This is a genomic window from Paragemmobacter ruber, from assembly GCF_009908315.1.
Classification (GTDB): Bacteria; Pseudomonadota; Alphaproteobacteria; order Rhodobacterales; family Rhodobacteraceae; genus Paragemmobacter; species Paragemmobacter ruber.
This window is the reverse complement of the sequence record NZ_JAAATW010000002.1, coordinates 603,077-626,261: the sequence shown is the minus strand read 5'-3', so window position 1 is coordinate 626,261 and position 23,185 is coordinate 603,077. Positions and strand designations below refer to the sequence as shown.

Sequence of the window (23,185 nt, the reverse complement as noted above, 5' to 3'; positions counted from 1 at the left end):
CCCCGATTTTTCGCAGGAAAATCGCCCTTCGCCTCAATGCGGGGTGACGCCGCGCAACCGCTCCGACCGCCGCCGCAGCAATTCCACCGTGGCCAGCAGGCAGATCGATATCACCACAAGGATCGTCGCCACCGCCAGAATGGCCGGGCTGATCGCCTCGCGGATGCCGTTCCACATCTGCCGCGGGATGGTCTGCTGATCGGGGCCTGCGATGAACAGCACGGCCACCACCTCGTCAAAGCTCGTCACAAAGGCAAACAGCGCCCCCGACACCACCCCCGGCAGGATCAGCGGCATCACCACCTTGAAGAAGGTGCGCGACGGCGATGCCCCAAGGCTGGCCGATGCGCGGATCAGCGATTGGTCAAAGCCCGACAGCGTCGCCGTCACCGTGATGATCACAAAGGGGATCCCCAGCGTGGTATGGGCAAGGATCACCCCCAGATAGGTGCTGGTCAGCCGCCCGCATTCCGTCCCGATGATCGAACAGGGGTTGGAGTAAAAGAAGAACAGCCCCGTCGCGATGATGATGATCGGCACGATCATCGGGCTGATCAGGATCGCCATGATCACCCGCCGATAGGGCATCTCGGGCCGCGACAGGCCCAGCGCCGCCAGCGTGCCCAGAACCGTGGCAAGGATCGTGGCCCAGAACCCCACGATGATCGAATTTTTCGCCGCCCGCACCCAGGTGGAATTCTCCCACATGTCAGACCACCACGCCCCGTCGCGGATGGCCTCCGGCGCCTGCATCCCCAAGGTCAGCAACGCATCATACCAGCGCAGCGAATAGCCCGCCGGATCGAAGGTCAGCATCGCCTCGGTAAAGGTGAAATAGGGCTCCGCGTTGAAGGACAGCGGAATGACCACAAGGATGGGCGAGATCAGGAAGATAAAGATCGCCGTGCACAGCACCAGATAGGTGTAGTGCCAGATCCGCTCCAGGGGGCTTGCATAGATGGGCAGGGCCATGATCGCCGATCCTCAGCCAAGTTTCAGGTTGTCGATGCCGACCAGACGGTCATAGAGCCAGTACAGAACCAGCACCCCCGCCAGCAGCATGGCCGACAGCGCGGCCGCCATCGACCAGTTTGAATTCTTCATGTGGAAGTCGATCAGGTTGGAAATCAGCTGCCCATCGGCCCCGCCCACCAGCGCGGGCGTGATGAAATACCCCACCGCAAGGATGAACACCAAAAGCGACCCCGCCCCGATCCCCGGCAGCGTCTGCGGCAGATAGATGCGCCGGAACGTGGTCCAGCTTGTCGCCCCAAGGCTGCGGGCCGCGCGGGCATAGCTGGGCGGGATCACCCGCATCACCGAATACAGCGGCAGGATCATGAAGGGCAGCAGGACATGCGTCATCACGATGATCGTGCCCAGCTGGTTATAGATCATCTGCAACCGCCCCTCGGCCCCGATCAGGCCCAGCGCGATGAACAGCTCATTCACCACCCCCTCACCCTGCAACAGCACGATCCAGCTTGTCGTCCGCACCAGAAGCGACGTCCAGAACGGCAGCAGCACAAGGATCATCAACAGGTTGGCCTTCGCCATCGGCAGCGTCGCCAGAAGATGCGCCACCGGAAAGGCCAGCAGCAGGCAGATCAGCGTGATCAGCGCCGAAACAAGAAAGGTCTTGGCGAACAGATAGATATAGATCCGCCCGTTCTCTTCCACGCGCCGGATGCTGCCATCCTCGGCCCGCTCCATGTCCAGCGCGGCCAGATAGAAATCCGCCGTATAGGCCGAAGACGAAGACCGCATCGCCTGCCACACCGCCGCGTCATCCCAGCGGTCGTCGATGGCAAGGAAGGCCTCCTTGAAGGGCGGGGCCAGATCATCGGCATTGCGCGCCGTCTTGGTGAACAGCGACCGCGTCTCGGGCAGGGTGTAATTCACCCGCGTCCCCGCCTCGCCCGCCGTCCGGTTCTCGCGCATCGCCTTGAAATCCTCGGCCAGCGCGGCATAGGCCGCCTCGTCCGGCTCGGTGCCTTGCGCATTCTCCGCGAACCAGGCCGAAACCGCCGGGGCATTGGCGGAAAATCCGTCATGGTGAAACGACCGGTCCAGCATCTGCCCGATGGGAATGATGAAGGTCAGCACCACAAAGGCCAGCAGCGGCGCCACCAGAAGGAAGGCCCGACGCTTCGCCCGCGCCTGCGCGGCGGCCAGCGCGGCCTTCAGGGGGCGCCCGTCGGCGGTGGTAAGGGTCGCCGCAGAAGCGGCAGTCGCAGCAGCAGCAGCAGCCGGGGCGGCAGCGGTCAGATCGGCCATCGGTGCGGGTCCGTCGGAAAGGGAATGGGGGCGCGGTTCAACCCGCGCCCCCGGTCAGTCAGATCACTGCGCAAGCCATGCGTTGAAGCGCTCGTTCAGTTCCTCGTTCCGGTCCACCCAGAACTCGGCCGAGGTTTCCAGCGCGTTCTTCATGTTCTCGGGCGCGGTCGGCAGATGCGGCCCCATGACGGTCACGCCATCCTTGTAGAGCAGCTCGTCCTTCAGCGCCGACTGGCGCGCCGGGCCGTAGGAGATGTACTGCGCCTGCGCCCGCAGCCCCTCGGTCGAGGTGGCATACTTGATGAACTCCAGCGCCTGATCCTTGTTCGGCGCGCCCTTCGGGATGGCATACATCTCGTTTTCGTACAGCTGGCCGTCCCACACGATGACGAAGGGCTTCTTCTCTTCGATCGCCGCGTTGAAGATCCGCCCGTTATAGGCGGTGGTCATCACCACCTCGCCATCGGCCAGCAGTTGCGGGGCCTGCGAACCGGCTTCCCACCACACCACTTCCGACTTGATGGTGTCGAGCTTGGCAAAGGCGCGGTCCACACCTTCCGGCGTCGACAGCACGTCATAGACTTCCGCCGCCGGCACGCCATCGGCCATCAGCGCCACTTCCAGCACCGCCTTCGCACCCTTGCGGATGCCGCGTTTGCCCGGGAACTTCTCCAGATCGAAGAAATCGGCCACGGTCGTGGGCTTCTCGCCGGGGAACTTGCTGTCGTTATAGGCATAGACCGTCGACCAGATGTCGGTCGACACGCCACATTCCGTCACCGCACCGGCGATGAAGTCTTCCGACGCCGGGGTGCCATCTGCGCCCGCCGGCAGATCGTCGATCGAGATCGGCTCCAGCAGGCCCTCGTCGCACAGGCGGATCGCGTCGGCATATTCCAGCGACGCCACGTCAACCGTGACGTTGCCCGCCTCGACCATGGCCTTGATCGGGGTGGCGGGGTTGTCGCTGTCCACCATCTTGGCCGCGAAGCCCGAGGCCGCCGACCACGGCTTCACATGCGCCTCGGTCTGGGCCGCACCATAGGCGCCGCCCCAGCTCATCACCGTCAATTCCTGCGCGCCGGCCGAAAAGGCCATGCCGGTCAGGGCGGTGGTCAGGATCAGGATTTTTTTTCATGCTTTTAGCTCCCATGTTGAACAGAACTGCTCTGTTGTCGTTGGCCCCGCCCTTGCCGGGCGCGGCATAGGCTCAGATCGGGTCAAGCGCGCGCGCATCCGCGGGCGCCCAGCCGATCCTGATCTTCTCGCCCGGGGTCAGCACCCGCTGGCCCAGGGTGTTGCGGCTCTTGATGACGAAATCCTCATGCCCCGCCACCTTCAGCACGGTGCGGAACAGATCGCCCATATAGATCACCTCGATCACCTCGGCGTCGATCATATGGGCATCCGCAGGCAGCAGGTCGGGCTTGAACTCCACCCGCTCGGGCCGGATCGACACCAGCGTCTTCTGCCCCACCGACTGCACGTTCACGGGTGTTGCGTCGATCAGCTCGCCCGTGCCCAGCCGCACCAGCGCGCGCCCGCCCTTGATCTCTTCCACCGTGCCTTCCAGCCGGTTATTCTCGCCGATGAACTGCGCCACGAAACTGTTGTCGGGCCGTTCATACAGATCGGCGGGCGGGGCCAACTGCTGGATGCGCCCATCGTTGAACACCGCGATCCGGTCGCTCATCGTCAGCGCCTCGCCCTGGTCATGGGTGACGTAAACCACCGTGATCCCAAGGCTTTCATGCAGATGCTTGATCTCGAACTGCATATGCTCGCGCAACTGCTTATCCAAAGCCCCCAGCGGTTCGTCCATCAGCACCAGCTTGGGGTCAAACACCAAGGCCCGCGCCAGCGCGATCCGCTGCTGCTGCCCGCCCGAAAGCTGCGCGGGCCGCCGATTGGCAAAGGCCCCCATCTGCACCATGTCCAGTGCGCGCTTGATCTTGGCCTCGCGCTCGGTCTTGCCCATGCCCCGCACTTCCAAGGGGAAGGCCAGATTCTCGCCCACCGTCATGTGGGGAAACAGCGCGTAGTTCTGGAAGACCATGCCGATTCCGCGTTTGTGCGGCGGCACCTGGTTGATCGGGCGGCCATCCAGCAGGATCTCGCCATTCGTAGCCGTCTCGAAACCCGCCAGCATCATCAGGCAGGTCGTCTTGCCACTGCCCGAAGGCCCCAGCATCGTCAGGAATTCGCCCTTGCCGATAGACAGGTTCAGGTCCTTCACGACCAGCGACACGCCGTCGTAGCTTTTCTGAACGTGATCAAACACGACAAATACATCGCTTTGGCTCTTCGCAGCCATCGTAGCAGCCAAATTCGTCTCCCCGGTCTTGTCGGCGGTTTGCCCGCTCGTCTTGATTTCAATAAATCCAAAGCCCTGCTGCATTGCAACTGGCTTGTCCCCGTCAGGGGGTATCATCCGCGAATGCGGGAAAATAGGCCAGTTTGCGACCCGTTCGCCAATCAAAGCGGCAGGTCTGGGCTTGCTGGCAGGAAAAAAGCCTTCCTCGCGGGAAACGCGCCCTGCCGCGCCCTGCCGGGCCATGCCGCAGCGCAGCGATGCCGCCGCCACGCGCCCCACCCCTGTGGCCACGCCTATAGCTGCCCCCGCAGCCGCGATCAGGATCGCCGTCGCCGCCGCGTCCCGGTCAGGCCGCCGCCGACTGTCGCGGGTTCGGCCCCGACAGAAGCACCCGCCGCCGCGTCATCGGGCGCGCGGTCGGGCCATAGATCGCCGCCGCATCGGCCTCGCCCGCCAGTACCGGCGCCAGCCGGGGAAAGGCCGCCGCAATCTCGGCCGCCACCTCAGGCCCCAAAGCCGCCATCGCCACAGGCCCGGGATACATCGTCTCGCTCGCCAGGCCTTGGGCAAAGACGATGCCATGCCGCTCCAACAGGATGTGGTGATACCCCACCCGCCGCCGCCCGCGCGCCACGCGGAACCGGGCATCGCCCATCTCGGCCAGATGCTTGGCCCGCACCAGCATCTGCTGCCCCTCCACCTCTGCCAGCACGGCATGGTTGGGCGATACCAGCACATCGCCCCGGTTCCCCAGCGCCCCGCTGCGGATCACGACCGGGCGCAGCATGGGCGCCGCCGCCAGATCGTCACGGTCCAGATACCGCCCGCCCGCCCAGATCACCGGCTGCAACCCGTGATCCAGCGTCATCACCCGGTCGCCCGCGCGGATCGCCTCCACCGGCACCTCGCCCCGCTCGGTCAGGATGCGCGTCCCGGTCACGAAACAGGGAATCCCCATCCGCGCCATCGCGGCAGACCCTTCCACCGCGCTGGGCTGGATCCAGGACAAGCGAAGCGTCTCGCCCTGCGGGAAGGTCAGGATCGTGCCACCCTGCCCATCCGACGAAACGCTGACATCGCGCCAGTTGATGCGATTGCCCTGCGCATCGCGCAGCGCCGACACATCCAGCTGGTCCGCATAGACGCCATTCACGACCGAGGTGTCGAAGTCGGTGATGACATCCGCACCGCTGCCCGCACCCAGCACGAACACATCACGCCCCGACCCGCCCGTCAGCGTGTCGTTGCCCACCCCGCCCGTCAGCCGGTCATTGCCCACATCGCCGGACAACGAATCGTTGCCGATGCCGCCGTCGATCTGGTCGTCCTCGTTCCCGCCGAACAGGCTGTCATTGCCCGCCCCGCCAGAAATCGTGTCGTTGCCCGCATCGCCCATAAGCGAATCGGCATCCTCGCCACCATCCATCAGGTCGGCATCGGCCCCGCCGAACATGGTGTCGTTCCCGGCACCCCCGAGCAGCGTATCGCGGCCCACATCGCCAAAGACGAAATCCCGGTCAGCCCCCGCGTCGATCTGGTCGTCCCCGTCGCCGCCGAACACCGTGTCATTGCCGGTCCCGCCGGTGATCGTGTCGCGCCCCGCATCCCCCATGAGCGAGTCGGCATCACCCCCGCCATCCATCTGGTCGTCGTCGAGCCCGCCGAACAGCGTGTCGGTGCCGGCCCCGCCGGTGATGGTGTCGCGCCCCGCATCCCCGAACAGCGAGTCCGCCCCATCCCCGCCATCGACCACATCATTGTCGTCGCCGCCCTGAATGGTGTCGTTGTCGCTGCCCCCGGTCAGGCTGTCGCGCCCCGCGCCCCCGAACAGGACATCCGCCCCCGTCCCGCCATCCAGCGTGTCATTGCCCGCATCGCCATGCAGCCGGTCCCCCCCCGCCCCGCCAAAGGCGACATCGTTGCCATCCCCGCTCAGGATGCTGTCATCGCCGTCGCCGCCCTCCAGCCGGTCATCGCCCAGCCACCCCGCCAGCGTGTCGTTGCCTGCATCGCCCACGGCCACGTCATTGCCGTCCCCGGCATCAATGACATCATCATCCGCGCCGCCGGCAAAGCTGTCATCGCCCGCGCCCCCGATCAGGCTGTCGCGCCCCGTGCCGCCCGACAGGCTGTCATTGCCCGTCCCGCCCACCAGCGTATCGTTGCCCGCATCGCCCGCAAGCGTATCGTCACCGGCCTCGCCCATCAGCGAATCCGCCCCGTCCCCGCCCTGGATCAGGTCCGCGTCATCACCGCCCAGCACCGTGTCATTGCCGAGGCCACCCGTAATCGTGTCTTGCCCGGTCCCGCCCAGCAGGCTGTCATTGCCCTCGCCGCCGTCCAGGAAATCCCCGCCCGCGCCGCCAAAGATGGTGTCATTGTCCGCGCCGCCATACAGCGCATCCGTGCCCGCCCGCCCGTCGATGGAATCGTTCCCGGCCCCGCCATGAAGCTCGTTCCAGAACACATCCGACGTGCTGGTCCATTCCATGTCATAGCCGACCAGCGTATCGCTGAAGGCCGACCCGATCACGATGTCCACGCCGCTCAGCACATCGCCCTGCGCGTGGCCGCCCGACGCGGTGCCATCCACAAGGTTCACGTTCACCGCCGCATCGCTGGCCGAATAGTCTGCGGTGTCCAGCCCCGAGGACCCCCGCAACGTATCCGCCCCCGCCCCGCCGATCAGCGTGTCGTCGCCTCCACCGCCATCCAGCGAGTCCGCGCCCGCCCCCCCCGACAGGACGTCATTGCCGCCAAGACCGTCCAGCGTGTCGGCACCATCCCCGCCGAACATCTGGTTCGCGCCTTCCGACCCGGCCAGCGTGTCATTGAACGCCGACCCCTGCACATCCTCCATGCCGCTCAGCGTGTCGCCACCCGTCCCGCCCGACGTGGCCCCCGAACCGAGATTGACCGAAACCGCGCTTGTCGCATCGGAATAATCCGCAAGGTCGCGCCCGCTTCCGCCCGACAGGCTGTCCGCGCCCGCCCCGCCGCGCAGCGTGTCATCGCCCGCATTGCCGATCAGCGTGTCATTGCCCGCCCCGCCGATCAGCAGATCATTGCCGCTGCCCCCGGTCAGGCTGTCATTGCCGGCCCCGCCATCGGCGGTGAAGGCCGCCGTCTGCGCCCCCCCGTTGACCGAGTCATTGCCCGAACCCAGCACATAGCTTTCCATCTGCGAAAAGCTGGCCGCGCTGCTGCCGCCGGTCAGCGTACCGGTGCCGTTCGACGTGAAGCCCAGCGTCGTATTGCCCGTGACCGCGCTCGCATCCAGCGTGTCGGTCCCCGCCCCGCCGGTGATCGTATCCGTCCCGTCCGACGCGCCAAGGATGAACCGGTCATCCCCCGCCCCGCCCGAAAGCGAATCGTCCCCCGCCCCGCCGCTTAGCGTGTCATTGCCAGACCCACCCGTAACCGTGTCATTCCCGCCGCCCGCATTGGCGTTGAAGCCTGCCGTCTGCGCCGCGCCATTGATCGTGTCATTGCCCGATCCCAGCGTGTAGGCTTCCATCTCGCTGAAATTGACGACTGTCCCGCCGCCGTTCAGCGTGCCCGCCCCGTTCCCGGTGAAGGTCAGAGTCGCCCCGCCGCCAAGCGAACTCGCCTCCAGCGTGTCGGTCCCAGCCCCGCCGGAAACCGTGTCGGTGCCGCCCGAGTTGCCCACGAAGATGCGGTCGTCGCCATCGCCGCCAAAGATCGTGTCATTGCCCTCTTGGCCCAGCAGCGTGTCATTGCCACTGCCGCCCAGGATGCTGTCGTTGCCCGACCCGCCTTCGATGTAATCGGCCCCGGTGCCGCCATCAATCGTGTCCGACCCACCATAGGTCGCCACCGCGTCATCGCCCGCCCCGGCGCGCACGCTGTCATTGCCCGATCCGCCCGGCACGGAATTGGCGGCATTGGGATCATAGGTCTGGTTGGCCATGTTCGAATAGGCCACACCGCCAGAGTTCGTGTCCTGAACCGAGGTGACGGTCGCACTGACCCCGGGGATCAGGTCGCTGTTCGACACATACCCCACCAGCGTATTGCCGACGTACACCTCATACAGAACGACGGTCGAAACCCCGTTCGCGAACGTATAGGCATTGCCCAGCCGGATCGCCCCGTTCGCCAGCGTCTGGCCCGCGGCATTGGTGACCGTGCCCGTCTGGTTGCCGTCCAGCTGGCTGCCCCGGCTGCCGGAAAAGCCGCTGTCGTCGTCGTTGATGGTAAAGGTCAGCCGGTCCCGGCTGGCCGAAAACCCCGGATCGATCATCGCGTTCGATCCGTTCTGCAACGCGCCGCCGCCCTGCACGACAAGGCTCGAGACAGCAAATCCCGTCAGGGTATAGACCGGCATAGGATGGGGGGCTTTCGGCTAATCGGATCGGTTCATGCGTCGCTAACCATCCCTTAAGGCATTGGGATGGCGAATTAACGTCGATTAACGATTCATTTGGCATCCGTTTTAGCCCTGCCCATCCAAACGGATGGGAGGGATGCCGCGCCCCCGGCGGGCGCGGTCAGGCCACCGCCCTCTGCCGCGGGTTGGGTCCGGCCATCAGCGCGCGCCGCTTGGCCACGGGGCGCGCCGTCGGACCATAGATCTCGGCCGCGTCAGCGATGCCTGCCAGCACGGGTGCCAGCAACGGGAACGCCGCGGCAATCTCGGCCGCTACGGCCGGGCCCAGCGCCGCCACCGCCATCGGCCCGGGATACATCGTCTCGGTCGCCATCCCTTGGGCAAAGACGATGCCATGCCGCTCCAACAGGATGTGGTGATAGCCCACCTCGCGCCGCCCCTTGGCGATGCGGAACCGCGCATCGCCCATCTCGGCCAGATGCTTGGCCCGCACCAGCATCTCAGCCCCGTCCACCTCGGCCAGCACCGCATGGTTGGGCGACACCAGCACATCGCCCCGGTTGCCCATCGCCCCGTCGCGGATCAAGACCGGCCGCATCAACGGCTCTGCCTCCAGCGCGGCGCGGTCCAGATGCCGCCCGCCTGCCCAGACCACCGCCTGCAACCCGTGATCCAGCGTCATCACCCGGTCGCCCGCGCGGATCGCCTCCACCGGCACCTCGCCCCGCTCGGTCAGGATCAGCGTCCCGGTCCCGAAACAGGGCACGCCCAGCGCCACCAGCGCCGACCGCGTCGAGATCAGCGCCGGGTCGATCCCCACCAGCCGGATCGTCTCGCCGCCCGGAAAGCGGACCAGCGCCCCCCCGGCACCGTCCGACGTAACCGTGGCATCCGCCCAGTTGACCGGGTTGCCCTGCGCATCGCGCAAGCCCGACACGTCGAACCGGTCGGTGAACTGCCCGTCCACCAGCGTCAGGTCCAGATCGGTGACAACATCCGCCCCGCTGCCCGCCGCAAAGGCAAAGATATCGCGCCCCGCCCCCCCGGTCAGCGTGTCATTGCCCGTCCCGCCAAGGATCGTGTCATTGCCGATCCCGCCGCTCAGGCTGTCGTTGCCGATGCCGCCATCCATGACGTCGGCGCCGCTGCCGCCGTCCATGACATCATTGCCGATCCCGCCCGACATCGTGTCATTGCCGGACCCGCCCGACATCGTGTCGTTCCCGGCATCCCCGGACAGCAGGTCATTGCCATCCCCGCCATCGACCGTGTCATTGCCGTCGCCGCCCAGAACCGTGTCATTATCGGCCCCGCCGAACAGCGCATCGCTGCCGCCCCGGCCTTCCAGCACATCGTTCCCGGCACCGCCTTCGAACATGTTGTAGTAGAAGTCGGCCGAGGTCGTGCCTTCGTCATCAAAGCCGATGATCGTGTCATTGAAGGCCGACCCGATCACCCCGTCGATGCCGGACATGACATCGCCTTCGGCATGTCCGCCCTGCCCGGTCATCGTCCGCAGGTTGACATTCACCGCCGCGTCGCTGGCCGAATAATCCACCACGTCCAGATCGGTATTCCCGATTAGCGTGTCCGCCCCGGCCCCGCCCACCAGCGTGTCGTTCTCGTCCCCGCCCTCCAGCAGGTCGCGCCCGTCGCCGCCCTCCAGCCGGTCCGCGCCCGCCCCGCCATAGACGGAATCGTTGCCCACCCCGCCAAACAGCGTGTCGGCCTCGTCCCCGCCGTCGATCACGTCATTGCCGTCGCCGCCGAAGGCCAGATCCGCCCCGTCGCCGCCGATCAGCGTGTCGTTGCCCGCCTCGCCCTCCAGCAGATCGTTGCCCGATCCGCCCTCCAGCGAATCCTGCCCCAGACCGCCGAACAGGCTGTCCGCGCCCGCGCCGCCGAACACACGGTCATTGCCCGCGCCGGAATAGACGATCTCGTTGCCGCCCGCCCCGGTGATCGTGTCATTGCCCGACCCGGTCTGCAGCACCTCCATCTGCTGGAAGGACCCGCCGATCCCGCTGCCCGAGACGCTGCCCGCCCCCGCCCCCGAAAAGCCGACCGTCACCGCCGAGGTAAAGCCCGACAGATCCAGAATGTCATTGCCCGTGCCGCCGACGGATGAATCCGATCCATCGCCCGCGTTGATCACAAAGCGGTCATCGCCCGCCCCGCCGAACAGCGTGTCGCTGTCCGTGCCGCCGATCAGCGTGTCGTTGCCGTCCCCCCCTGCCAGCGTATCGGTGTCCGATCCGCCCGACAGCAGGTCGTCGCCCGCCCCGCCATCAACGCTTTCCTCGCCTGCCCCGCCAAAGACGCTGTCATTCCCCGCCCCGCCCTGCACCCGCAGGATCGACGAAAAGTTGATGTTGGTCCCGGCAGCGGTGATGGTGCCCGTCTCGTCAGCGGTGAAGGTGATCGTGACGCCGCCGGTCGCAAGGCTTGTGTCGATCACATCGCCCAGCGTGCCATCCGCGCCGCCGACGATGGTGTCGGTCCCCTCGGCATCCCCGATCAGGAAGGTGTCGTCGCCGGCCTGCCCGGTCAGCGAGTCATTCCCCGCCCCGCCCACCAGCGTGTCATTGCCCGTCCCGCCATCCAGCAGGTCATTGCCCTCATCGCCGCGCAGGACATCGTTCCCGGTCCCGCCATAGAGCGAATCCGCATCCGCCCCACCTTCCAGCGTGTCGGCCCCATCCCCCCCGAACAGGCTGTCGATCCCTGCGCCGCCGAACAACTGGTCAGCGCCGGTCGTCGCCTCCAGCCGGTCATTGCCGGTGCCGCCAAAGATCGTGTTGTCGCCGGTCCCGCCGAACAACTGGTCACTGTCGGCCCCGCCGTCGATCAGGTCATTGCCCGCATTGCCCGCGATCGTGTCGGCGCCCGTGCCGCCGAACAGCGCATCCGCCACCGACCCGCCCGCGATCGTATCCGCCCCGCCCCGCCCCGACAGGGTGACACTGCCCGCGCTTGCCGCACCGTTCAGCGTGTCGTTGAACTCGGTGCCTTCGATCCCTTCGATGCCGCTGAAGGCCACGCCCGCGACACCCACAAGGTTCTGCGTGCCGCTGCCCGTGCCGGAAAAGACGACATTCGCCCCGACCGTCGCCCCGTCATAGCGGATCGTGTCATTGCCGGTGCCGCCAAAGATCGAATCCGCCGCGCTGCCGGTCGTCACGATGAAGACGTCATCGCCCTCCTCGCCCGACAGGCTGTCATTGCCCGCCCCGCCGGTGATGACATCGTTGCCCGTCCCGCCAAGGATCGTGTCGTTGCCCGCCCCACCCGACAGCGTATCGTTGCCCGCCCCGCCGCGCAGCGAATCCGCCCCCGTCCCGCCGGTCAGGCTGTTGTCGTCGCCCTGCTCGTAATCCAGCAGCGCAAGCGAGCCATAGGGAACGCCCCCCGCTGTCGTCGCCGTCGTGCTGCCCACCGTATACAGGACACCCGGCTGCAACGGCGCGGTCGAGACATAGCCCACCACCGTGGACCCGATCATCACCTGATACAGCGTGACCGTGCCCGCCACCGGATCGCTGACGGCAAAACCGTTGCCCAGCCGGATCACCCCAGACCCGACCGTCGCCCCCGTGGCGGTGATCACCACCCCGGTCTGGTTGCCATCCAGAACCGTGGCCGCCGATCCCGAAAAGCCGGTATCGTCATCCGTCACGGTGATGGTCAGCGCCGCGCTGGACGCAGACCAGTTCGGATCCAGCCGGAAGGTGGATCCAGTGGCAGGCGTGCCACCGCCAGTCACAACGACACTGCCGACGGCGTAGCCGTCGATCACAAATGTAGGCATAGCACCGCTCGCGCCAGCCCGTCCGATCTTGCGCCGGTCCGGGCATGAACCCGGTCTTACGCCGGGGTTACCGCATCCTTAAGGATGCCAATTGTGGCGGAATTGTGGCAAACGCGCCATCTTGCTGGAATCGCGCCACAATTTCGGGCCGGACAGGCAAAACGTGGCCCCCGGGACTCACCCCGTCCGCAGCGCCGTCTCGGCACGCCAAAGCCCGCCCCGGCGGGGCGCGCATCTCGGACTACCCATGTCGGGAAAGTGGTGCGGATGAAAGGACTCGAACCTTCACGGGAGTTACCCCACAGCGACCTCAACGCTGCGCGTCTACCAATTCCGCCACATCCGCACGTTTCGGTTGGTGGCGGCTGTGTAGCGAAGCCCATCCGCGAAGGAAAGAGGAAAAATCGTCCCCACTCCCCCCTTGAGCCCCGCCACCTTCACGCGGCCCTCACCCCGCCCCTCAGCCCGCCAGAACGCTGCGCTCCAACCGCGCCGAGGCCGCCTCCGCGATCTTGCGCGGCGACCCTCCCAGCATCCCCGCCAACTGCTCCTGCGCCCGCGCCCGCAGCGTCAGCAAAAAGCGCCCCGCCGCCGTGCCCTGCGCAGGCTCGGGGATCGTGCGGGCGTTATGCGCCGCCATCGCGGCGCGCATCCGCGCGGCATTGGCGGCCAGCGCTGCGGCATCGCATTGGCCGCCCTCGCCCACCACCAGAAACACCCCGCAGCGCCCGGCCGACCGCGCCGCCGTCTGCGGCAACTCGACCAGCCCCGCCAGCCCGGCCACATGGCGCAGAAGGACCGGGTTGAAATTGTGGATATGGCCGAAATGGAACAGCCGCCCGCGCACCTTGTTGCGCGCATCGGCCTCGATGTCGGGCACCTCGACATAGAGAACGCCCCCCGGGCGCAACCACCCGGCCAACTGCCGCAGCGCGGCCACCGGGTCGCGCATATGCTCCAGCACATGGCTCAGCCGGATCAGATCAAAGCTCGGCCCCGCAAAATCGCAGTCCTCCAGCCGCTGCGCCAGCACCTGCACACCCAACCGCTGCGCCGCATAGGCGGCATAGCCGCTATGCGGCTCCACCGCCGTCACGCGCGCGCCCAGCCGCCCCGCTAGAAAGGTGAACTCGCAGCTGCCCGCGCCCAGATCCAGCCAGTCGCCGCCCCGGGCATAGACATCGCGATAGGCCACGATGTGATCACTCACCCGGCGAAAGTTGCGCCAGACCTGCCGACGCCGGGGCTCCGAAGCGCCCTTGTAGCTCTCGCGATAGCGCGACTTGTAAAAGGCCGCGAGGTCGGCCTCGCTCGGCACGGGATCGTTGCGCAGCATCCCGCAGCCGCCGCACAGCACCGTGGTCAGCGGCTCTCCATGCCGGTCCTTCCGCGAAACCACCTCAAAGGACACGCCACCACAAAACGAACAAGCCACCGACACGCCATCCCCCCGCCTTGGGCCGCTGTTTCCCAGATCGCCCGCGCCCCTGTCACCGTGCTGCGGGATATCACCCCCGCGGGCGCGGCGCGCAAGCCCGACAGCGACCTGTCGGCGGATTTTTTGCGGCCGCCCCGAAGCTCTGCCCGAAGCCTCCTCCCCCTCCCGAACACCCCAATCCGCCGCACCATCCGCCCCCGATGCAGACGTGACTTCCGCCCGTCTTTCCCCTATTTCAACAAGGGGGCGGGGAGGTATCGTTATCAGCCATGGTGAACTGGACGCATCTGCCGGGCCTTAGCCCCTATTTGCCCACGCTTGCCGCGATGGAGGCCCATGTCGAAGCCATGGCGCAAGGCCAGGGAACCGAGGCAGTCTGGCTTCTGGAACATCCCCCCCTCTACACCGCGGGCACATCGGCCAATCCGGCCGATCTCGTCCAGCCCGACCGCTTCCCCGTCCACCAGACGGGCCGCGGCGGGCAATACACCTATCACGGCCCCGGCCAGCGCGTGGTCTATGCCATGCTCGATGTGGGCGCGCGCGGGCGCGACGTGCGCTGCTTTGTCCGCGCGCTTGAAAATTGGGTGATCGCCACCCTCGCCGAATTCAACATCAAGGGCGAGATCCGCCCCGGCCGCGTCGGCGTCTGGGTCACCCGCCCCGACCGCGCCCCCAACCCCGACGGCACCCCGCATGAGGCGAAGATCGCCGCCATCGGCGTGAAGCTGCGCCGCTGGATCAGCTTTCATGGCATCTCGATCAACGTCGAACCCGACCTTGGGCATTTCGACGGCATCATCCCCTGCGGCATCCGCGATCACGGCGTGACCAGCCTTGTCGATCTGGGCCTGCCCGTCACCATGGCCGATCTCGATGCCGCGCTGATGGCCACGTTCCCGTGCTTCTTTCCGGCCGAAGGCGGGATCAACGTGCAGGGCACGGCCGATGGCCGCCCGGTCTGCGCGGTCTGAGGCGTCCATGCCGCTCGCCCCCGCGCCCCTGCTCGCCCAGAGCTTTAATGAACTGTGGCCCATCCTGCGCGCCCGCGGCTTCTGGGCCGGGCTCTTCGCGCTGGGGATCGTCCTTGGCATCGCCGGGCCTTACGGGACCGCCGCCACATTGCCGCTGGAATGGCGCCTCTGCTACTGGCTGTCGATCACCCTTGCCACAGGAACCTGCGGCTTTGTGCTTGGCTTTGTCGGCTGCGACCTGCTGCATGCGATGGGCCTGCCCAAGCTGATCGCCGGTCCTCTCGCCGGGGCCATCACCGGGCTGCCCGTCAGCGGCATCGTGCTGTCAATCAACGCCGTCTTCCTCGCGGCGGGTGATCTGGCCATGTCTGGCGTCCCGCTCGTGCTGTCCATCATCGCCGTGTCCGCCGTCATCTCGCTGGCCACCACCGTCACCTTCTTCCTCACCCCGGCTGCCCCGCAAGTGCCGCGGGCAGCGGGCATGACCCCCGATCACCCCCATGCCGACCCGACCCCGCCCGATCCGACCCCGCCCAACGCGCACCAACCCGATCCGAACCAACCCCGCCTGCTCGCCCGCCTGCCCGCGCATCTGCGCGGCCCGCTCATCGCCCTCACCGCGACCGACCACTATACCGAGGTGACGACAGCGCACGGCACAACCCGCCTGCTCCTGCGCCTCTCCGACGCCATCGCCGAAACCGTGCCCACCCCCGGCCTGCGCATCCACCGCTCGCACTGGGTCGCGCTCGACCAGATCATCGGCGCCCGCCGCGACGGCCCGCGCGCCATCGTCACCCTCAGTGACCGCCGCGACCGCCCTGCAAGCCGCCGCAGCCTGCCCCAGCTCGAAGAGGCAGGCTTCCTCATGCCGCGCTGAGGCAAACCCCGCCCCGCACCCCACCCCGCCTGACAGCCACCCCGCGACGTCCCCCCCTGCCCGCCGCACGCCATCGACCGCACGCGCAACAAACCGCCTGACCCATCCCCGATGCCCCCGACGCTCTCCCCGGACCTTGCCCGCGCCTTCGCGCAACTGCGCCCCATCCTCTCCAATCCGCGCTTCTGGCTGTCCCTCGTCTGTGGCGGCGCCGCTCTGGGCATCGCGGGGCCGTTCGGCACCTTCACCGCGCTGCCGCTCGGGCCAAGGCTGGCCTACTGGATCGTGATGATCCTTGGCACAGGCTGCGTCGGCCTGATCCTGTGCCGCAGCATGACGACCGTTCTGCAGGGCCGGGGCCTGCCGCGCCGTCTAGCATCGGTCCTGTCCGGGCTGCTGGCGGGACTGCCCATCGTCGCGATGGTCCACGGACTGAACAGCCTCCTCCTGCCCCCGGACGCGCTCGCGATCGGACCCATCCCGCTCACGCTCGCGCTTCTGGTCATCTCGGTCTGCGTTTCGCTGGCCGTGGCGGAAATTTTCTTCTCCCGCCCCGCGCCCCCATCACCCGCGCACCCGACACCTGCTCCGGCCACCGCTCCGGCGCCCGCACACAGCCCCACGCCGCCCCAACCCCGCCTGCTCGCCCGCCTGCCCGCACATCTGCGCGGCCCGCTCATCGCCCTCACCGCGACCGACCACTATACCGAGGTGACGACAGCGCACGGCACCGCCCGCCTGCTCCTGCGCCTCTCCGACGCCATCGCCGAAACCGCGCCCACCCCCGGCCTGCGCATCCACCGCTCGCACTGGGTTGCGCTGGACCAGATCGCCAGCGCCCGCCGCGACGGCCCGCGCGCCGTGATAACCCTGTCCGACGGCAGCACACGCCCTGTCAGCCGCGGCTTCCTGCCCGCCGTGGAACAGGCCGGTCTCCTGCCGCCGCGCTGACCGCGCCCGCGCGCGGGACAACAAGGCCCCACCCGGCGCCCGGCCGCCGCACCACCACAGGCATCTGCCTGCGACGTTTCATCTTGATCCAGATCAATTTCCGCCGTTGCCTCACGCCCCCCTGCGGGATATCACCAAGCTGTCGCCCCGACTCCGCCCAGCGGAGCCGGACGCAAGGGAACACGGCCGACGGGTTAACCCCGCGGACAGCGCAAGAACGGGAGACGCCAATGGCGGACGCAGCCATTCATGGCCATGATCATGACGAGCGGGGGTTCTTCATCCGCTGGTTCATGTCGACAAACCACAAGGACATCGGGATCCTCTACCTCTTCACCGGCGGTCTCGTCGGTCTGATCTCGGTCATCTTCACCGTCTACATGCGGATGGAGCTGATGAATCCCGGCGTGCAGTACATGTGCCAGGAAGGCCTGCGCCTCGTGGCCGACGCCGCCGCGACCTGCACGCCCAACGGCCACATCTGGAACGTGACGATCACCGCCCACGGCATCCTGATGATGTTCTTCGTGGTCATCCCCGCGCTGTTCGGCGGCTTCGGCAACTACTTCATGCCGCTGCAGATCGGCGCGCCGGACATGGCCTTCCCGCGGATGAACAACCTGTCCTACTGGCTCTACGTCGCGGGCACCTCGCTCGCCGTGGCCTCGCTCTTCGCCCCGGGTGGCGGTGGCGAACTGGGCACCGGCGCGGGCGTGGGTTGGGTGCTTTACCCGCCGCTGTCCACCACCGCCGAAGGCGGCTATGCGATGGACCTCGCCATCTTCGCGGTGCACCTGTCGGGGGCCTCCTCGATCCTCGGCGCGATCAACATGATCACCACCTTCCTGAACATGCGCGCCCCCGGCATGACCATGCACAAGGTGCCGCTCTTCGCCTGGTCGATCTTCGTGACCTCCTGGCTCATCCTGCTGGCCCTGCCGGTTCTGGCCGGCGCCATCACCATGCTGCTGACCGACCGCAACTTCGGCACCACCTTCTTCACGCCCTCGGGCGGCGGTGACCCGGTGCTGTATCAGCACATTCTGTGGTTCTTCGGTCACCCGGAAGTCTACATCATCATCCTGCCCGCCTTCGGGATCATTTCCCAGGTCATCGCCACCTTCTCCAAGAAGCCGATCTTCGGCTACCTGCCGATGGTCTATGCGATGGTCGCCATCGGCGTGCTGGGCTTCGTCGTCTGGGCGCACCACATGTACACGGTGGGCATGTCGCTCAGCCAGCAGGCCTATTTCATGGTCGCCACCATGGTGATCGCGGTGCCCACCGGCGTGAAGATCTTCTCCTGGATCGCAACGATGTGGGGCGGCTCGATCGAGTTCAAGACGCCGATGCTCTGGGCCTTCGGCTTCCTGTTCCTCTTCACCGTGGGCGGCGTGACGGGCATCGTGCTGTCGCAGGCCGGCGTGGACCGCGCCTATCACGACACCTACTACGTCGTGGCGCACTTCCACTATGTGATGTCGCTCGGCGCCGTCTTCGGCATCTTCGCGGGCATCTACTACTGGATGGGCAAGATGTCGGGCCGCCAATATCCCGAATGGGCGGGCAAGCTGCACTTCTGGGCCATGTTCATCGGTTCGAACCTGACCTTCTTCCCGCAGCACTTCCTCGGCCGTCAGGGCATGCCGCGCCGCTACATCGACTACCCCGAGGCCTTCGCCTACTGGAACTGGTGGTCGTCGGTCGGCGCCATGATCGCCTTCGCCTCCTTCGTGTTCTTCATCGGCGTGGTCGTCTACACCCTGTTCTTCGGCAAGCGCGTGACCGAGAACAACTACTGGAACGAATATGCCGACACGCTGGAATGGACCCTGACCTCCCCGCCGCCGGAGCACACTTTCGAACAGCTCCCCAAACGGTCGGATTGGGACAAGGGCCACGCCCACTAAGGCAGGCACAAAGAACAGGGCCCCGGAGCGATCCGGGGCCCTTTTTCATGGGCGGCCTGACAGGCCGACACCGCCACCCTCACCCACCGCGACCCATGGAGTAACCCGTGATCCGTTTCCGCACCGCCGCTCTTGCCGCCGCCGCCTCCCTTCTCGTCGGCTGCACCGCGACCGACATGGCCAGCAACACCCTCGATCTTGACAATGACGGCAACGGCCGCTTCAGCGGCCATGCCGGGATGGATTACACCGAAGCCCAGCTGCGCGGCATCGTGGGTCAGCAGATCTGCGGCGGCCCGCCGCCGCGCGAATTCGTGCTGCAAGTCCTGAGCAACCGCTGGCTCTTTTCCGGCACCTGCTGAGTCAGGCCGGGAGGGGCGCCCGCCCCTCCCGGACCCTCCCCATGCGCCCGAGGACCGGCCGGTCGCCAGCCGCGACGGAGCATGGGTATTTTTGCCAAGGTGATACAGCGGTCACAGCGCGCGCCTGCGACAGAGCTGGCCCCCTGCGGCGGCACGCCGCCCCTTTGCGCGCCGCCCTGCACCTTGTCACGCCCGGCCTGCGCGTTACCCTTGCGCGCGTCAAGACATGCCTGCACCGGACCAGAATACCCGCCTACCCCATGCCTTACGAATGGTTTCCCCCCGCCCCGGATCCAGACCCTGCGCCGACCGGCGCCACCCGCCTGCATCTGTGGCCCTACCGATCCCTGCCGCGCCGCGGCTTTGTCCTCTTCATCGGCGCCACCTGCGCGCTGATCGCCCTGCCGATGCTGTCCGTCCTCGGCTCCCCGGTGCTGTGGGGCATCCTGCCCTTCTTCGCCTTTGCCATCTGGGGGATGTGGGCCGCCCTGTCACGCTCGTACCGGGATGGCGAGATCCTCGAGGATCTCACCCTCACCCGCGACAGCCTGTCCCTCACCCGCCACGGGCCGCGCGGGCGGCGGCAGGACTGGCAGGCGAACCCGTTCTGGGTGTCGGTCCACCTGCATCCCACGGGGGGGCCGGTGCCCAACTACCTTACCCTGCGCGGCAGCGGGCGCGAGGTGGAACTGGGCGCCTTCCTATCCGAGGCAGAGCGCATCGCGCTCTGCGACGAATTGCAGGCCCGTCTCGCCCGCCTGCGCTGACCGCGCGCCCCTCGCCCGGCCAGCCTCGCCCGGCCACCCTTGCCCTGCCCCACTTGCCCTGCCCCTCTTGCCCGGGCGATCTGGGATTTCCCTCGCCAGATGCCGCGTTCTGTGCTTTGATGCACCATGACATGCTGTTGAAGGGGGGAGGGTCGCGATCATGCGCCACTATGTCCTGCGTGTCGCCCTGATAACTGTCGTTCTTGCCGCCGTCCTGTTCGCCGCGTTCCGACTAAGCCCTTGGCCTTCAGTCCTCGTCCTGCGCGTCCTGTTCGACCGTGACGCTGCCCGCGCCATGGCCGCGCTGGAACCGCGCCTGCCCGCCGGGCTTGTCGAACATCTCGACCTCGCCTATGGCACGGCCGAACGGGAACGGCTCGATCTGATCCTGCCGCCCGGCCCTGCCCCGCCCGAAGGCTGGCCCGTCCTGTTCTGGGTCCATGGCGGAGCCTTCGTCGCGGGCAGGAAAGAGAATGTGGGCAATTACCTGCGCCTTGTCTCGGCCCAAGGCTATGCCGCCATCGCCCCGAACTATACCCGCGCGCCCACCGCCCGGCATCCCCGCCCGACCGAGGAAATGCTCGAGGCGCTGCTCTGGGTGCAGGCCGTCGCCGCAGATTACCGCCTCGACCCCAGCCGCATCATCCTTGCCGGGGACAGTGCCGGCAGCCATATCGCCCTGCAGACCGCCATCGCCCTGCAGGATCCGGCCTATGCCCGCGCCCTGAACCTGCGCCCCGATCAGGCGGTCACGCGCCCGCGCGGGCTGGCGCTGTTCTGCGGCATCTATGATCTGTCCGAACTGGACAGCACCGGCGCCTTCGAAGGCTTTCTGCACACGGTGCAATGGTCCTATCTCGGCACGCCCGATGTGGCCGCCGCGCGCGATGCGGCCCTCTTTTCGCTTTTCGCGCATGTGCCGCCGAACCTGCCGCCGCTGTTCCTGACCGCGGGAAATGCCGATCCGCTGCTGCCGCAGACCGAAGGTCTTGCCCGGGTGGCGGCCCAGCGCGGCATCCCGGTGGATGCCCTGACCTTCCCGCCCGACCACCAGCCGCCGCTGGGCCACGAATACCAGTTCACGCTCGATTCCTCGGGCGAAGAGGCGCTCACCCGCCTGCTCGGCTATCTGGGGCGGGTCAGCGCGCCAAACCCGTCCTGACCACGCTCAGGCCAGCAGGTCCTTCACCTTCGGGCCGACCGCGCCGAAATCCATCTGTCCGGTATACCGGCCCTTCAGCACCGCCATCACCCGGCCCATGTCGCGGATGCCGGTTGCCCCCGCCTCTGCGATCGCGGCCTTCACTGCCGCCTCGATCTCTTCCGCCGTCAACTGGCGTGGCAGGAACTCTTCGATCACGCCGATCTCGGCGATCTCCTTCGCGGCCAGTTCCAGCCGCCCGCCCTCTTCATAGGCGCGCGCGCTTTCCTGCCGCTGCTTCACCATCTTGCCCATGATGGCCAGAATTTCGGGATCCCCCACATCCTGTTCGCCGCCCTCGCCGCGCCCAGCGATTTCGCGATCCTTGATCGCGGCGTTTATCAGCCGCAAGGTCGAAAGCCGCTCGGCCTCCTTGGCCTTCATCGCCTCTTTCAGCGCGATCTGAAGGCGTTCCCGCAAAGACATCTGTCACCCTTCCCCAAAGGTTGGCACGAAGCATCACCATACCCTGTCCCGCGCCGGGCCACAACCGCGGCCGGAAACGACAAGCCATTGATTTTCATTGAAAATCCTTTTGTCGCAAAGCCTTGACCCCGCCCCCCATCGCCACTAGTGTCCGCGCAATTTGCCGATAGGAGAGTCGCCCATGCCCGCTTCTGCGAAACCGACCGCATGCCTCGCGCTCTCCGATGGAACGATCTTCTACGGCAAGGGGTTCGGCGCCACGGGCGAAACCGTGGCCGAACTTGTGTTCAACACCGCCATGACCGGCTATCAGGAAATCATGACCGATCCCTCCTATGCGGGGCAGGTCGTGACCTTCACCTTCCCCCATGTCGGCAATGTGGGCGTGACGCCCGAGGATGATGAAACCGGCACCCCCGTCGCCGCCGGCATGGTGGTGAAATGGGACCCAACCGAGCCATCGAACTGGCGCGCCACGGGCGAACTCACCCAGTGGCTCACCGCCAAGGGCCGCATCGGCATCGGCGGCATCGACACCCGCCGCCTGACCCGCGCCATCCGCCAGCAGGGCGCCCCCCATGTCGCCCTCGCCCATGATCCGGCGGGCAATTTCGACATCGCCGCACTGGTGGCCCGCGCCCGCGCCTGGAAGGGGCTGGTGGGCCTCGACCTCGCCAAGGATGTCTCCTGCACCCAGTCCTACCGCTGGAACGAAATGCGCTGGGCCTGGCCGGACGGCTATAGCGAACGCACGGGCGACGGTCTGCGCGTCGTCGCCATCGACTATGGCGCGAAACGCAACATCCTGCGCTGCCTTGCCAGCGCGGGCTGCGATGTCACCGTCCTGCCCGCCACCGCCACGGCCGAGGATGTGCTGGCGCTCAACCCCGAAGGCGTCTTCCTGTCGAACGGCCCCGGCGACCCGGCGGCGACCGGCACCTATGCCGTGCCGATGATCCGGGGCGTCCTCGAGAAGGACCTGCCGCTTTTCGGCATCTGCCTGGGCCATCAGATGCTGGCCCTCGCGCTGGGGGGCAAGACCGTCAAGATGAACCACGGCCACCATGGCGCGAACCACCCCGTCAAGGATCTGACCACGGGCAAGGTGGAAATCACCTCGATGAACCACGGCTTCACCGTGGACAGCCAGACCCTGCCCAAGGGCGTGAGCGAGACACATGTCTCGCTCTTTGACGGATCGAATTGCGGCATCGCGGTGGATGGCAAGCCGATCTTCTCGGTCCAGTACCACCCTGAGGCCTCTCCCGGCCCGCAGGACAGCTATTATCTCTTCGAACGCTTCGCCCAGGCGATGCGCGCCCGCCGCGCCGCCTGACACGGCCCCCGCAGCCCCGGCACCCGCAATCCCGGCACGCGCACGGCCCCGCAAGGGGCCGCGCCCGCGGCCTGCCTCTTCGCAGGATCGCCCGCGACCAGCGCCCCCAAGTATCGCCCCCGATTATCCCTCCCCCGCCCCGCACCTTCCGCGCTTAACCGCGCGTTAACCGACACACGGCAAGCTGGCC

General features: G+C 67.2%; 16 protein-coding genes and 1 tRNA gene. 8 read left to right on the top strand and 9 right to left on the bottom strand.

Going from position 1 to position 23,185, the window contains the following annotated elements:
* Window positions 1-33: 33 nt before the first annotated feature.
* The 8 genes from GU920_RS11380 to GU920_RS11345 form a co-directional block, all read right to left on the bottom strand.
* Window positions 34-972, bottom strand: a complete 939-nt coding sequence (locus GU920_RS11380; RefSeq protein ID WP_161767126.1) for an ABC transporter permease — start codon at window positions 970-972, stop codon at window positions 34-36.
* A gap of 12 nt (window positions 973-984) precedes the next feature.
* The gene (locus GU920_RS11375) at window positions 985-2,277 is read right to left on the bottom strand and encodes an ABC transporter permease (protein ID WP_161767125.1); all 1,293 of its coding nucleotides are present in this window, start codon (window positions 2,275-2,277) and stop codon (window positions 985-987) included.
* A gap of 63 nt (window positions 2,278-2,340) precedes the next feature.
* Complete coding sequence (locus GU920_RS11370; protein ID WP_161767124.1) at window positions 2,341-3,375, bottom strand: ABC transporter substrate-binding protein; 1,035 nt, start codon at window positions 3,373-3,375, stop codon at window positions 2,341-2,343.
* 112 nt (window positions 3,376-3,487) lie between these two features.
* Window positions 3,488-4,591 (bottom strand): ABC transporter ATP-binding protein, encoded by a 1,104-nt coding sequence (locus GU920_RS11365; protein WP_161767123.1) that lies wholly within the window; start codon window positions 4,589-4,591, stop codon window positions 3,488-3,490.
* Between the two features lie 346 nt (window positions 4,592-4,937).
* The gene (locus GU920_RS19830) at window positions 4,938-8,939 is read right to left on the bottom strand and encodes a Hint domain-containing protein (RefSeq protein ID WP_161767122.1); all 4,002 of its coding nucleotides are present in this window, start codon (window positions 8,937-8,939) and stop codon (window positions 4,938-4,940) included.
* A 163-nt stretch (window positions 8,940-9,102) separates the two neighbouring features.
* The gene (locus GU920_RS11355; protein ID WP_161767121.1) at window positions 9,103-12,750 is read right to left on the bottom strand and encodes a Hint domain-containing protein; all 3,648 of its coding nucleotides are present in this window, start codon (window positions 12,748-12,750) and stop codon (window positions 9,103-9,105) included.
* Window positions 12,751-13,009: 259 nt separating this feature from the next.
* Window positions 13,010-13,096 (bottom strand) — tRNA-Leu (locus GU920_RS11350).
* Window positions 13,097-13,210: 114 nt separating this feature from the next.
* Entirely contained in the window at window positions 13,211-14,149 is a 939-nt protein-coding gene (locus GU920_RS11345; protein WP_328799256.1) for a class I SAM-dependent methyltransferase, read from the bottom strand.
* Between the two features lie 308 nt (window positions 14,150-14,457).
* On the opposite strand from GU920_RS11345, the gene lipB reads away from it, so the two are divergent.
* From lipB to GU920_RS11310, 7 genes are all read left to right on the top strand, one after another.
* Window positions 14,458-15,162 (top strand): lipoyl(octanoyl) transferase LipB, encoded by a 705-nt coding sequence (gene lipB, locus GU920_RS11340; protein WP_201744088.1) that lies wholly within the window; start codon window positions 14,458-14,460, stop codon window positions 15,160-15,162.
* A complete protein-coding gene (locus tag GU920_RS11335; RefSeq protein ID WP_161767119.1) occupies window positions 15,137-16,042 on the top strand; it encodes a LytTR family DNA-binding domain-containing protein in 906 nt (301 codons plus the stop codon). Before lipB ends, GU920_RS11335 begins: the two co-directional genes overlap by 26 nt.
* Window positions 16,043-16,153: 111 nt before the next feature.
* The gene (locus GU920_RS11330; RefSeq protein ID WP_161767118.1) at window positions 16,154-16,993 is read left to right on the top strand and encodes a LytTR family DNA-binding domain-containing protein; all 840 of its coding nucleotides are present in this window, start codon (window positions 16,154-16,156) and stop codon (window positions 16,991-16,993) included.
* 230 nt (window positions 16,994-17,223) lie between these two features.
* The gene (gene ctaD, locus GU920_RS11325; RefSeq protein WP_161767117.1) at window positions 17,224-18,903 is read left to right on the top strand and encodes a cytochrome c oxidase subunit I; all 1,680 of its coding nucleotides are present in this window, start codon (window positions 17,224-17,226) and stop codon (window positions 18,901-18,903) included.
* 107 nt (window positions 18,904-19,010) lie between these two features.
* Window positions 19,011-19,265 carry a hypothetical protein gene (locus tag GU920_RS11320; protein WP_161767116.1) on the top strand — a complete coding sequence of 85 codons (255 nt, stop codon included), beginning with the start codon at window positions 19,011-19,013 and terminating at the stop codon, window positions 19,263-19,265.
* A 260-nt stretch (window positions 19,266-19,525) separates the two neighbouring features.
* Window positions 19,526-20,032, top strand: coding sequence for a DUF2244 domain-containing protein (locus tag GU920_RS11315; RefSeq protein WP_161767115.1), 507 nt, complete (start codon window positions 19,526-19,528; stop codon window positions 20,030-20,032).
* A 160-nt stretch (window positions 20,033-20,192) separates the two neighbouring features.
* Window positions 20,193-21,194: an alpha/beta hydrolase gene (locus GU920_RS11310; RefSeq protein WP_161767114.1), complete on the top strand. Its 1,002-nt coding sequence runs from the start codon at window positions 20,193-20,195 to the stop codon at window positions 21,192-21,194.
* Window positions 21,195-21,200: 6 nt separating this feature from the next.
* Here the strand turns inward: GU920_RS11310 and GU920_RS11305 are convergent, their stop codons facing one another.
* Window positions 21,201-21,659, bottom strand: a complete 459-nt coding sequence (locus tag GU920_RS11305; RefSeq protein WP_161767113.1) for a GatB/YqeY domain-containing protein — start codon at window positions 21,657-21,659, stop codon at window positions 21,201-21,203.
* A 181-nt stretch (window positions 21,660-21,840) separates the two neighbouring features.
* Between GU920_RS11305 and carA the strand changes: the two genes are divergently transcribed.
* On the top strand, window positions 21,841-22,995 hold the full coding sequence (gene carA / locus GU920_RS11300; protein ID WP_161767112.1) for a glutamine-hydrolyzing carbamoyl-phosphate synthase small subunit: 1,155 nt from the start codon (window positions 21,841-21,843) through the stop codon (window positions 22,993-22,995).
* The last annotated feature ends 190 nt before the right edge of the window (window positions 22,996-23,185 follow it).

Coding starts and splice junctions, on each gene's coding strand:
- GU920_RS11380 (WP_161767126.1), bottom strand. CDS start 972: ATGGCCCTGCCCATCTATGCAAGCCCCCTGGAGCGGATCTGGCACTAC.
- GU920_RS11375 (WP_161767125.1), bottom strand. CDS start 2,277: ATGGCCGATCTGACCGCTGCCGCCCCGGCTGCTGCTGCTGCTGCGACT.
- GU920_RS11370 (WP_161767124.1), bottom strand. CDS start 3,375: ATGGCCTTTTCGGCCGGCGCGCAGGAATTGACGGTGATGAGCTGGGGC.
- GU920_RS11365 (WP_161767123.1), bottom strand. CDS start 4,591: ATGGCTGCGAAGAGCCAAAGCGATGTATTTGTCGTGTTTGATCACGTT.
- GU920_RS19830 (WP_161767122.1), bottom strand. CDS start 8,939: ATGCCGGTCTATACCCTGACGGGATTTGCTGTCTCGAGCCTTGTCGTG.
- GU920_RS11355 (WP_161767121.1), bottom strand. CDS start 12,750: ATGCCTACATTTGTGATCGACGGCTACGCCGTCGGCAGTGTCGTTGTG.
- lipB (WP_201744088.1), top strand. CDS start 14,458: ATGGTGAACTGGACGCATCTGCCGGGCCTTAGCCCCTATTTGCCCACG.
- GU920_RS11335 (WP_161767119.1), top strand. CDS start 15,137: ATGGCCGCCCGGTCTGCGCGGTCTGAGGCGTCCATGCCGCTCGCCCCC.
- GU920_RS11330 (WP_161767118.1), top strand. CDS start 16,154: ATGCCCCCGACGCTCTCCCCGGACCTTGCCCGCGCCTTCGCGCAACTG.
- ctaD (WP_161767117.1), top strand. CDS start 17,224: ATGGCGGACGCAGCCATTCATGGCCATGATCATGACGAGCGGGGGTTC.
- GU920_RS11315 (WP_161767115.1), top strand. CDS start 19,526: ATGCCTTACGAATGGTTTCCCCCCGCCCCGGATCCAGACCCTGCGCCG.
- GU920_RS11310 (WP_161767114.1), top strand. CDS start 20,193: ATGCGCCACTATGTCCTGCGTGTCGCCCTGATAACTGTCGTTCTTGCC.
- GU920_RS11305 (WP_161767113.1), bottom strand. CDS start 21,659: ATGTCTTTGCGGGAACGCCTTCAGATCGCGCTGAAAGAGGCGATGAAG.
- carA (WP_161767112.1), top strand. CDS start 21,841: ATGCCCGCTTCTGCGAAACCGACCGCATGCCTCGCGCTCTCCGATGGA.